Genomic DNA, 11,277 nt, shown 5'->3' on the forward strand with positions numbered 1-11,277 from the left:
GCGGGTCCGCCGGGCGGCCGCCGCCTTGCAGGGGCAGCGCACCGCCTTGGAGGGGCAGCGCACCGCCTTGGAGGGGCAGGGCACCGGCCTGGAGGGGCAGGCTGCTGTGGCGCCGGGCCATGCCGCCGCCCTGCGGGGGCAGGCAGACGCTGCCCTGCGGGAGCAGGCCGGGGAGGGCCCGCGGTGACCGGACCGTGGATCGCGGCCTTCGTGGTGCTGTGGCTGCTGGTACTCGCGCTCGCCTTCCTCCACCTCGGCGTGCTGCGCCGGATCCTCCCGGTGCTCGAGGCGGCCGAGCGGCACGGCCACGGCGCGCGGTTCGGCCTGGGCGGCCTGCCCGCGGGGACGCCGCTGCCCGACTTCGAGGTCGAGACCGAGGCCGGCGACCCCGTCCACACCAGGGACCTGCGCAACCGCCAGGCGGTCTGGCTGCTGGCCAGCCCGGGCTGCGAGCCCTGCGAGGCGCTGGCCGCGGAGCTCCGGGAGGCGGGCGAGCCCGCCCTCGGCGTCCCGCTGCTGGCCATCTCCGACGTGTCCGAGACGGAGCGGACGCTCGGGCTCCCTCCCGGGGTGACCACGCTGTACCAACGCCAGGGGGCGGCGGCCGACGCCCTCCGGACCGACGCCACCCCGCACGCGCTGGCCGTCGACGCCAGGGGCGTCGTCGTCGCCACCACCACGCCGAACACCCTCGACGACCTGCGGGCGCTCGCCAGGCGGCTCACGGAGGAAGGCGACGCGCCGCCGCAAGCGCCCAGCGGGACCGCCGCCCGCGCGTGAACCGCCCCAGCGCACGGAAGACAGACGACCTCTACCAGCGCCCGAAGCCAGGTGACATACCCCAGCGCAGCGCCCGAAGCCAGGTGACATGCCCCAGCGCCCCGAGGGCCTCTGACATCCACCAGCGCCCCGAAGGCAGGTGACGTCCAGACGACAGGCCCGACGTGACACTGTCCGGTCCGCACCCCCGACCCATCCGCTCACGACGCTCCGGAGGCGATCACGTGACCACCGACCAGCACGAGGCAGGAACCGCGACGACCGTCCGCTCCAAGCCGCACCCTGTGGCCGGAACCAGCAGGAGGAGCAGCCGCCGAGCGTTCGTGCGGCAGCTCGGGACCACGCTGGGCGTGGGCCTCGGCGTCGCGCTGCTTCCCGGCCAGGCCGCGGCCAACCGCAAGCAGAGCACGCTGGACTGCGACATCCTCTGCAGCCCGTACAAGTGCACCAACACGGGCTGCTGCCGCAACGCCCACATCTTCTACTGCCGCTGCAGCCCCTTCGCCAGGTACATCTGCCTCCCTGGCTTCACCTGCACGTCCTTCTGCACCCACAGCTGCCCGACCGGGCAGTGCTGAGCGGCACGGGCTGGCCCGGGGCGGACGCTGCCGCCATCCGCCCGCCCCGGGCGGGGTGACCCGGCGCCGGCACGCCGGCACGCCGGCGCGCCCGCCGCCCGCCCGCGGCCCGGGGAAGCCCCGCCACGCCGCCCGCAGGCCGGAAGCGCCATGCCCGCCTGCCGGAGCGGGCGCGGCGGCGTGCCCGCTCGGCGTGCCCGCTCGCCGCCCGGAGCACGGCGCCCGGAGCGCGGAACCAGGCTCTTGGCCTCCTCGCCGGGCGCAGCGACGGCAAAATGGCCCCACAGTCGGCGCAACGGTGCCGACCTCGTAGTTTCCGCCCTTCCGTTGCGGTACAGTGCGGCGGTCGCGACCTGGCCCGACGCCACGGTGGGACGTCCGTCGGACGATGGCTGGGGTCGCTGAGCATACGCTGCACCTCGCCGGGTGCCCCGACCGGCGATGGCGCAAGGTCCCGGGGCTCGTGGCAGGAACAGGAAGGGGGCACGACCCTTGAAGGGCAGAATTCTCCGAGTGGTGGCCGTCGGCGCCATCCTCGCCTTGGCGGCCAGCGCTTGCTCGCGCGAGAAGTCGGCTGGCACTGCCGGTGGCGGGGAGAAGAAGACAGTCAAGCTCGGCGTGATCGCGCCGCTCACCGGACCGCTGTCCGCACTCGGTCTCGGCATCAAGAACGGCGTCGACCTGGCCGTCAAGCAGGCCAACTCGAAGGGGACGCTCAAGGACTACACCATCGTCCTGGACGCCCAGGACGACACCGCGACCGCGGCCGTGGGCGCGAACGCGGCCAACAAGCTGGCCAGCGACCCGCTGGTAGCCGGGATCATCGGCACGCTGAACTCCTCGGTCGCCCAGCAGGTCGCGCCGGTGCTGGCCAAGTCAAGCATCGCCCAGATCTCGCCGGCCAACACCAACCCGACCTTGACCAGAGGCCAGGACCCGCTCAAGAACCCCAAGCGGGTCTGGCCGACCTACTTCCGGGTCTGCACCACCGACTCCATCCAGGGCCCGTTCGCGGCCGACTACGCCTACAAGCAGGCCGGCTTCAAGAAGGTCATCACCGTCCACGACAAGAAGACCTACGGCCAGGGCCTGGTGGCGGCCTTCGCGGAGCAGTTCAAGAAGGACGGCGGCCAGATCGCCTCCGCAAAGACGATCAACGCCGGCGACCGCGACTTCGGCCAGATCGCCGGTGAGATCGCCGCCGCCAAGCCCGACTTCGTCTACTACGGCGGCGAGTTCCCCGAGGCCGGCCCGCTCTCCTCCCAGCTCCACGACCGCGGCTTCAAGGGCCCGCTGTTCGGCGGGGACGGCATCTTCGACGCCGGCTACATCAAGGGCGCCGGCGCCAAGAGCACGGGCGACCTGGCCACCTCGGTGGGCGCGCCCACGACCAAGCTCGACACCGCCAAGCAGTTCGTGTCCGACTACCAGGCCGGCGGCTACAAGGAGAACTTCTCGGCCTACGGGGCGTTCGCCTACGACGCAGCCAACATCCTGATTCAGGCCATGTCCAAGGGGCTCGAGGGCGCGAGCGACGTCAGGTCGGCCCGGCCCAAGATCGTCGAGGCCCTCGGCCAGACCTCCAACTACCAGGGCGCCATCGGCACCACCACCTTCGACGAGTTCGGCGACACCTCCAACAAGGTGCTGACCGTCTACAAGGTCGAGGGCGGCGACTGGAAGGACGTGTTCTCGGGCAGCTTCGGCGAGTAAGCATCCGCGTGGGTGACGCAGGCGGAGCGCACGGGCCGGGAACGGCCGTGGCGGTCCGCCTGCCCGCCCTCCACCTCCGGCGGGTGGGCAGGCCCGCCCGCCGTCTGATCCTCAACCTGGGGGCAGCGTGGCAGACCTCATCCAGCCGCTCGCCAACGGCATCACCAAGGGCTCCTACTACGCCCTGATCGCGCTGGGCTACACGATGGTGTACGGCATCATCCAGCTGATCAACTTCGCCCACGGCGAGGTGTACATGCTGGGTGCCTTCATCGGCCTGTGGACGTTCAACTTCGGGGCGAGCAACTTCGGCTGGGGCACCGGCTCGCTCATGGCGCTCCTCGTGGTGCTGCTGGTCTCCACCCTGCTGACCCCGGTGGTGGGCATGTCCCTGGAGCGCCTGGCCTACCGGCCGCTGCGCAACGCGCCCAGGCTGGCCCCGCTGATCACCGCGCTCGGGGCCAGCTTCGTGCTCCAGCAGCTCGTGGCGGTGTTCTACAGCAGGGACTTCTTACCGTTCCCGCGGCTGTTCCCGGACGGCGGGTTCGTCCTGGGCGGCGTCACCATCAAGACGCTCTGGGTGTTCATGGTCGTGATCGCCCTGGCCTTGATGGGCGCGCTCGGCGCCTTCATCCGGGGCACCCGGCTCGGCAAGGCGATGCGGGCCACCGCCGAGGACCGGGACACGGCCAAGCTCATGGGGATCGACGTCGACCGGATCATCCTGCTCACCTTCATCCTCGGGTCGGCCCTGGCCGGCGTGGGCGGCGTGCTCACCGGCCTGTACATCGGGCAGGTGAACTTCTTCATGGGGTTCATCGCCGGCCTGAAGGCGTTCACCGCCGCGGTGCTCGGCGGCATCGGCAACATCACCGGCGCCGTGTTCGGCGCCTTCCTGCTCGGCATCCTCGAGTCCTACGGCACCCGCTATCTGGGCGGGCAGTGGCAGGACGTGTTCGCGTTCGGCGTCCTCATCCTCGTCCTCGTCTTCCGCCCGACGGGCCTCTTGGGAGAGCGGGTGAGCGGCTGATGGAAGCGACCACCGCCGTCCGGCCCGAGCGGGCAGGCACCACCAGGGAGGCGCTGGCCCGAAGATGGGCCAAGGTCAAGCTCCCGCTGGCCGCCGCGCCCATCGGGGGCGTGGTCGGCGTGGTGGGCTCCTACCTGTTCTGGACCACCGAGACGCTGATCTCCAAGGCGCAGGGCGTGCCCCTGACCGGCGACCTCTACAACTACGGCTTCGGCGGCGTCCGGCTCTACACCCTGCCGCTGGCGCTCGCCACCACCGTCTACGGCGCGCTGGTGCTGCGCCGGCCGTCGCTGCGGACCGACCAGCACGGGCGCGCCCTGGGCCGGATCGGGCTCGGCCTCGCCGCGATCCCGGTCATCTGGATGCTCACGATCGTGTTCTTCGAGGGCCTGTCCATCAGCCAGGTGGGGCCCGGCCCCTGGGTCGTGCTCGCCGGCGGGGTGGTGGTGTGGCTGGCGGCACGCACCCTGATCCAGGAGGCGCCCACGGCGGCCAAGCCGGTGGCCTGGGAGCGGCGGACCCGGGGGAACGACCTCACCGTCGTGCTCGCGGTCGAGTTGATCGGGTTCGTGACCTTCGTGTACGGGGTGAAGGTGGAGGACCCGGGCGAGTTCCTCGGCTACTTCGTCGGGCTCGTCGCCGCGATCCTCGCGCTGGGTGGGCTCGGCGTGCTCAAGGGTCTCACCGGCCCGTTCGAGCGCGAGCGGGCCGCGGCCATCGGGGCCATGGTCGTCCTGCTCGTGGTCTTCCCGCCGCTGCAGCAGGCCCTGTCCGGCGACACCTTCTGGGTCCGGGTGGCAGCCCAGGCCGGCATCTTCGTAGTCGCCGCGCTCGGCCTGAACATCGTGGTCGGCTCGGCCGGCCTGCTCGACCTCGGCTACGTCGCCTTCTTCGGCATCGGCGCCTACGTGGCCGCGCTGGTCGGCAACGCCGGGCTGGCCCAGTTCCAGTTCCCGCACGTGCCCTTCCTGCTCGTGCTGCTGGTGCTCGCGCCCGTGGTCGCCGCGATCTTCGGCGTGCTGCTTGGCGCGCCGACCCTGCGGCTGCGCGGCGACTACCTGGCTATCGTCACCCTCGGCTTCGGGGAGATCGTCCGCATCACCCTGAACAATCTGGACGCCCTCACCGGCGGGCCGAACGGGATCGCCTCCATCCCGGCCCCGGAGCTGTTCGGGAACTCGATGTCCGACGACCTCGTGATCGGGCCGCTTACCCTGTCCGGCAACGCCCAGTACTTCTACCTGACCCTGCTCCTCATCGCGCTCGTGCTCCTGGTCATCTACCGGCTCAACGACTCCCGGGTCGGGCGGGCGTGGGTCGCCGTCCGCGAGGACGAGGTGGCGGCGGCCGCGATGGGGATCAACACCACCGTCATCAAGCTGCTGGCGTTTGGCGCTGGCGCGTTCTTCGCCGGCATGGCCGGGTCGGTCGACGCCCACTTCGGCACCCAGGTGTCACCCGACTCCTACGTGTTCCAGATCTCGGTGCTGATCCTGGCCATGGTCGTGCTCGGCGGGATCGGCAACCCGCCCGGGGTGGCGCTCGGCGCGGCGCTGCTCATCTTCCTGCCCGAGAAGCTGCGCGACCTGTCCGACATCCGCTTCCTGGTGTTCGGGCTCGCGCTGGTGTTCATCATGCGGTTCCGCCCCGAGGGGCTGCTGCCGTCGGCCCGGCGCCGCAGCGAGCTGCGGGCCGGCGGGGAAGAGGCGGCGGCCGAGTCGCAGCAGCTGTTCGACGTCAGGGGGACGTGAGATGTCCGAGGAGTCGCACGACCTGACCGGCGACGGGGCCCGGTCCGCCGGGACGGGCGCCCTGGTCCTCGAGGCGCGCAAGGTCACCCGTCGGTTCGGCGGGCTGGTGGCGGTGCGCGAGGTCGACTTCACCGTGGGCGAGCGGGAGATCGTGGGCCTGATCGGCCCCAACGGCGCCGGCAAGACGACCTTCTTCAACTGCATCACCGGGATCTTCAGCCCCAGCGACGGCGACGTGCTGTTCCAGGGGCGGCGCGTGAACGGGTTGCCGCCCGACCGGATCACCAAGCTCGGCGTGGCCCGGACGTTCCAGAACCTGCGCCTGTTCAGCAACATGACCGCGCTCGAGAACGTCCAGGTCGGGCGCCACGCCCGCACCCGCGAGGGGGTGGTGGGCGCGGTCCTGCGGACGGCCAGGTTCCGGCGCGAGGAGGAGGCGAGCCGCAGGCGGGGCATGGAGCTGCTCGAGTTCGTCGGTCTGGCCGGCATGCACGACGAGGTCGCCCGCAACCTCTCCTACGGCGACATGCGCCGGCTGGAGATCGCCCGGGCGCTGGCCACCGAGCCGCAGCTCGTGCTGCTCGACGAGCCGACCGCTGGCATGAACCCGCAGGAGACGGCGCGCGCGGCCGAGCTGGTGCAGCGCATCCGCGCGATGGGGCTGTCGATCGTGGTGATCGAGCACGACATGAAGTTCCTGATGGGGATCTCCGACCGGGTGACCGTCCTCGACCACGGCGAGAAGCTGGCCGAGGGCCGGCCGCAGGACGTGCAGCGCGACCCGAAGGTCATCGAGGCGTACCTGGGAAAGGCGGCGTCGTAGATGGGCGAGGTGCTGCTCGACGTCAAGGACATCCACGTCTTCTACGGCAACATCGAGGCCGTCAAGGGGGTGAGCTTCCACGTCGACCGCGGCGAGATCGTCACCCTCATCGGCGCCAACGGGGCCGGCAAGACGACCACCCTGCGCACCGTGTCCGGGCTGCTCCGGCCGGCCGAGGGCGGCATCTTCTACGACGGCCAGCGCATCGACCTGGTACCCGCCCACGACATCGTGCGGCTCGGGGTGGCCCAGTCCCCGGAGGGCAGGCGGATCTTCCCGCGCATGACCGTGCGCGAGAACCTCGACATGGGTGCGTTCATCCGCAAGGACACGGAGCAGCGCGAGGACATGGACCGTGTCTTCGAGCTGTTCCCGATCCTCAAGGAGCGGGCACGCCAGGCCGCCGGCACCCTGTCAGGCGGGGAGCAGCAGATGCTCGCCATGGGCCGCGCGCTGATGGCCAAGCCGAGGCTGCTGCTGCTGGACGAGCCGTCGATGGGGCTGGCGCCCATCGTCGTCCAGCGCATCTTCGACACCATCCGCGAGATCAACGAGCTCGGCACCACGATCCTGCTGGTGGAGCAGAACGCGGCCCAGGCCCTCAGCCTCGCCCACCGCGGGTACGTGATCGAGACGGGCCGGATCGTGCTCGAGAACGAGGCGAGGGCTCTGCTCGCCGACGAGCAGGTGCGCAAGGCGTACCTCGGCGAGGAGTAGGGCCGCGGAGGCGAGGAGTAGGGCCGCGGAGGAGGGGCGACGGTGGCCGCCGGGACGGTCCGGCGGCTCGGACGAGACGATAGGAGTGCGGAGCATGGTGGGAAGCGCACACAGATGGCGGCTGCGCGTCCTCGGCGTGGGCTTGGCCCTCGCCCTGGCCGCGTGCGGGAGCAGCGGCACGGAGAGCGGGGGTACCGCGACGACTGCTGGCTCGACCCCGTCGGTCGACCAGGCGCTCGCCGCGAAGGTGCCGGCCGCGATCAAGTCCGACGGCAAGATCCTCGTCGGGACCGACGCGAGCTACGCACCGAGCGAGTTCCTCGACACCGACGGCAAGACGGTCATCGGCTTCGACGTCGACCTGTTCAACGCCGTCGCGGCCAAGCTCGGCCTGAAGACCGAGTACCAGTCGGCGGTCTTTTCCGCGATCATCCCGGGCATCCAGTCCGGGAAGTACGAGATCGGCGTCTCGTCGTTCACCATCAACGCCGAGCGCAAGCAGCAGGCCAACATGGTCAGCTACTACAGCGCGGGCACCCAGTGGGCGACGAAGCAGGCCAACCCGAACGGGGTCAAGCCCGACGACGCCTGTGGCAAGAAGGTCGCCGTCCAGACCGACACCGTCCAGGACACCGAGGACCTGCCGAAGCGTCAGCAGGCGTGCAAGGGCGCGGGGAAGCCGGCCATCACCGTCGACCGGTACCAGCGGCAGGACCAGGCGACCGCCTCCGTGGTCTCGGGCAAGGACGACGCCATGCTCGCCGACTCCCCGGTGGTCGCCTACGCGGTGAAGCAGACCAACGGCCAGCTCGAGCTGCTCGGTGACATCTACGACTCGGCGCCGTACGGTTACGTCGTCAAGAAGGATCAGACCGAGTTCGCCCAGGCGCTCGCCGGCGCGGTCGGCGCGCTCGTCTCCGACGGGACCTACAAGAAGGTGCTGGAGAAGTGGGGCGTCGAGGCAGGTGCCATCGACAACCCGGCCGTCAACCCCTGATGTCCAGGTATCGGGACGCGGTGTCATGACTGAGACGAAGACGGCGGAGCAGGCACGGCCGGAGGCCATCACGGCCGTGCCCGTCCGCCACCCGGGCCGTTGGGTCGCCATCGTCGTCATCGCGATCCTGGCGGCGATGTTCGCCCACATGCTGGTGACGAACGAGGCGTTCCAGTGGCGCTTCATGTTCGACAACATGTTCCGCCCGCCGGTCGTGGAGGGCGTGCGCACGTCGCTGGTCCTCACCGTCCTCGCGATGGTCATCGGCGTGACACTGGGCGTCGTGATCGCGGTGATGCGTCTCTCCCCGAACCCGGTGCTCTCTGGCGCGGCGTGGGTCTACACCTGGTTCTTCCGTGCCGTGCCGCGCGTCGTGCTGCTCGTCCTGTTCGGCAACCTCGGGATCCTCTACGCGCGCTACGAGTTCGGGCTCCCGTTCGACCGCCAGATCGGCAACCTGTTCGGGGTCGACCTCGACGGTCGGCTGTTCGGTGTGGACGCCCGGACCGTCGTGACCGGCTTTGTCGCCGGCCTGCTTGGCCTGGCGCTGTCCGAGGCGGCCTACATGGCCGAGATCGTGCGGGGGGGCATGAAGGCGGTCGACCCGGGGCAGCAGGAGGCCGCCCATGCGCTCGGCATGGGGAACGGCACCACCCTGCGCCGGATCGTCCTGCCCCAGGCGATGCGGGTGATCGTCCCGCCGACCGGCAACGAGACGATCGCGATGCTCAAGGACACCTCGCTGGTCGCCTTCGTCCCGGTCACCAACGAGCTGTTCTTCCAGCTCCAGGCGATCGGCGCCCGCACGTTCCGGGTCTTCCCGATGCTGGTCGCGGCCTGCCTGTGGTACCTGGCGATGACCAGCGTGCTCATGGTCGGCCAGTACTTCCTGGAGCGGTACTTCAGCCGGGGCTTCGGCACCGGCGGGCGGCAGCCCCGCGTCCGCGCCGCGGGGCCAGGAGGTGCACATGGCGTCTGATCTCGCTGGCACGGCGGCCACCGGTCCCGGGGCCGCGACACCGATGGTGAAGGCCGAGGCGGTGCACAAGCGGTTCGGCCACCTGGAGGTGCTCAAGGGCATCGACCTCGAGGTTCGGCCCGGCCAGGTGGTCGTGCTGCTGGGCGCGTCGGGCTCGGGCAAGTCGACGTTCCTGCGCTGCATCAACCACCTCGAGAAGATCAACGCGGGGCGGCTGTGGGTCGACGGCGAGCTGGTCGGCTACCGCCAGGTGGGCGACAAGCTCCACGAGCTGCGCGAGCGCGAGGTCGCCCGCAAGCGCGCCGAGATCGGCATGGTGTTCCAGCGCTTCAACCTGTTCGGGCACATGACGGTGCTCGAGAACGTGTGCGAGGCGCCCTGCCAGGTCAAGCGGGTGTCCAAGGGGTCGGCACGGCAGCGCGCGAGGGAGCTGCTCGAGCAGGTCGGCCTGGCCGAGAAGGCCGACGTCTACCCCGCGCAGCTCTCGGGTGGGCAGCAGCAGCGCGTCGCGATCGCCCGCGCGCTGGCCATGGACCCGAAGCTGATGCTGTTCGACGAGCCGACCAGCGCGCTCGACCCTGAGCTGGTCGGCGACGTGCTGGAGGCGATGAAGCAGCTCGCGCGGGACGGCATGACGATGATCGTGGTCACCCACGAGATGGGCTTTGCCCGCGAGGTGGGGGACTGGCTGGTCTTCATGGACGGGGGCGTCATCGTGGAGGAGGGCCCCCCGGTCGAGGTGTTCGCCAACCCGCAGCACCAGCGCACGAAGGCATTCCTGTCCAAGATCCTCTGAGGGTGGCCGTCTGAAGGGTGGCCGTCTGCGGGGCGGCCACCCTCCGGCGACGGGAGCCGGGAAGGGGTCCGGCGAGGAGTCAAGGCCTTTGGGGCCGTTCGCACCTTCCCCGAGCGCGAACGTTCTCTACTCGGTCCTTGACTCCCCCGCCGGACGGAACTCGGGGCCCCCTATCGGGGACCCCGATCGGCGCTCAAGCTAACAGCCGTCCCGGCGCCGGTCAACTCGTCGAATCCGTTGTGCCGCAACGGTTTCATCGATCCGTGCAGGTGCCACCTGCGACGATGGTCGCGGAGAATTTCCGTCGGGTGTCGCCCACCGGTCGCGTGGAATTCGGTCCACCGAAACGGGCTGGTCATCTGCCCCGAGTGGAGCCGGCTGAGCGACGAGCGGGAACGTCCGGCGCGACCGGTCGTCCCCGTAGGGGACGACACTATACAAGGCGGACACAATGCAGGAGCGAAATAACCAAGTCGAGCTAGTCACCCGCTCGCGACGTTTCAGCCGGGTAGGGAAATGGGTATGGCTGGCCGCGCCGGATCGTCGTCGACCTCTCCCGGGGTGCCCGTGGAACTGGAGATCGCCCCGTCGTCGGTGTACCTCCCCGAGATCCGCCGGGCGGCCCAGGGCGTGCTCGCAGGCATCGCCCGCGAGGTCGCCGCCGACGTCCTGCTCGCGCTCCACGAGGCGGTGGCCAACGCCATCCGCCACGGCTCCGGGGGTGGCGGGCCGATCCGGGTCGCCCTGGTGGTGCGGAGCGGCTGGATCGAGATGGCGGTCCAGGACCACGGCCCCGCCCCCCGGCTGCCGCGGCTGCCCGCCGACTCGCCCACGCCCCTGGCCAACGGGGGCCGCGGCCTCTGGCTCATCCTGCACCTCGTCGACGAGGTGCGGCTCACCCGGGTCGGCGAGGGCACCCTGCTGTCGCTCCGCCGCCGGGCCGAGGCGTTCACCGGCGCGACCAGGCGGTAGCCGGACGGCCCGGACGGCCGGGCCGTGGGCAGGTGCCGCCGGGTGAGCCCCCGGACCGGTGCGGCCGGGTGGGGCCCCTGGGCCGGTGCGGCCGGGTGGGGCCCCGGGCCGGTGCGGCCGGGTGGAGCCCCCGGACTGTGG

12 protein-coding genes are annotated in these 11,277 nt (G+C 71.0%); all 12 read left to right on the plus strand.

Annotated features, from left to right (window positions below):
- Positions 1–187: hypothetical protein (locus VG276_27165; GenBank protein ID HEV8652969.1), on the plus strand; the 187-nt coding region annotated here is incomplete at its 5' end.
- Positions 184–780 (plus strand): hypothetical protein, encoded by a 597-nt coding sequence (locus VG276_27170; GenBank protein HEV8652970.1) that lies wholly within the window; start codon positions 184–186, stop codon positions 778–780. The genes VG276_27165 and VG276_27170, both read left to right, overlap by 4 nt.
- A gap of 224 nt (positions 781–1,004) precedes the next feature.
- Positions 1,005–1,358 (plus strand): hypothetical protein, encoded by a 354-nt coding sequence (locus tag VG276_27175; GenBank protein ID HEV8652971.1) that lies wholly within the window; start codon positions 1,005–1,007, stop codon positions 1,356–1,358.
- A 492-nt stretch (positions 1,359–1,850) separates the two neighbouring features.
- Positions 1,851–3,071, plus strand: a complete 1,221-nt coding sequence (locus VG276_27180) for a branched-chain amino acid ABC transporter substrate-binding protein (protein ID HEV8652972.1) — start codon at positions 1,851–1,853, stop codon at positions 3,069–3,071.
- A gap of 127 nt (positions 3,072–3,198) precedes the next feature.
- Positions 3,199–4,101, plus strand: coding sequence for a branched-chain amino acid ABC transporter permease (locus VG276_27185; GenBank protein ID HEV8652973.1), 903 nt, complete (start codon positions 3,199–3,201; stop codon positions 4,099–4,101).
- Positions 4,101–5,852 (plus strand): branched-chain amino acid ABC transporter permease, encoded by a 1,752-nt coding sequence (locus tag VG276_27190; protein HEV8652974.1) that lies wholly within the window; start codon positions 4,101–4,103, stop codon positions 5,850–5,852. Before VG276_27185 ends, VG276_27190 begins: the two co-directional genes overlap by 1 nt.
- A 1-nt stretch (position 5,853) precedes the next feature.
- Positions 5,854–6,675, plus strand: a complete 822-nt coding sequence (locus VG276_27195) for an ABC transporter ATP-binding protein (GenBank protein ID HEV8652975.1) — start codon at positions 5,854–5,856, stop codon at positions 6,673–6,675.
- Positions 6,676–7,392, plus strand: coding sequence for an ABC transporter ATP-binding protein (locus VG276_27200; protein HEV8652976.1), 717 nt, complete (start codon positions 6,676–6,678; stop codon positions 7,390–7,392).
- Between the two features lie 94 nt (positions 7,393–7,486).
- Complete coding sequence (locus VG276_27205; protein HEV8652977.1) at positions 7,487–8,389, plus strand: ABC transporter substrate-binding protein; 903 nt, start codon at positions 7,487–7,489, stop codon at positions 8,387–8,389.
- Between the two features lie 25 nt (positions 8,390–8,414).
- On the plus strand, positions 8,415–9,368 hold the full coding sequence (locus tag VG276_27210; protein HEV8652978.1) for an amino acid ABC transporter permease: 954 nt from the start codon (positions 8,415–8,417) through the stop codon (positions 9,366–9,368).
- A gap of 43 nt (positions 9,369–9,411) precedes the next feature.
- Entirely contained in the window at positions 9,412–10,164 is a 753-nt protein-coding gene (locus VG276_27215) for an amino acid ABC transporter ATP-binding protein (GenBank protein ID HEV8652979.1), read from the plus strand.
- 522 nt (positions 10,165–10,686) lie between these two features.
- The gene (locus VG276_27220; protein ID HEV8652980.1) at positions 10,687–11,136 is read left to right on the plus strand and encodes an ATP-binding protein; all 450 of its coding nucleotides are present in this window, start codon (positions 10,687–10,689) and stop codon (positions 11,134–11,136) included.
- Positions 11,137–11,277: the final 141 nt, after the last annotated feature.

The sequence above is a fragment of the Actinomycetes bacterium genome, from assembly GCA_036000965.1.
In the GTDB taxonomy this organism is placed as follows: domain Bacteria; phylum Actinomycetota; class CALGFH01; order CALGFH01; family CALGFH01; genus DASYUT01.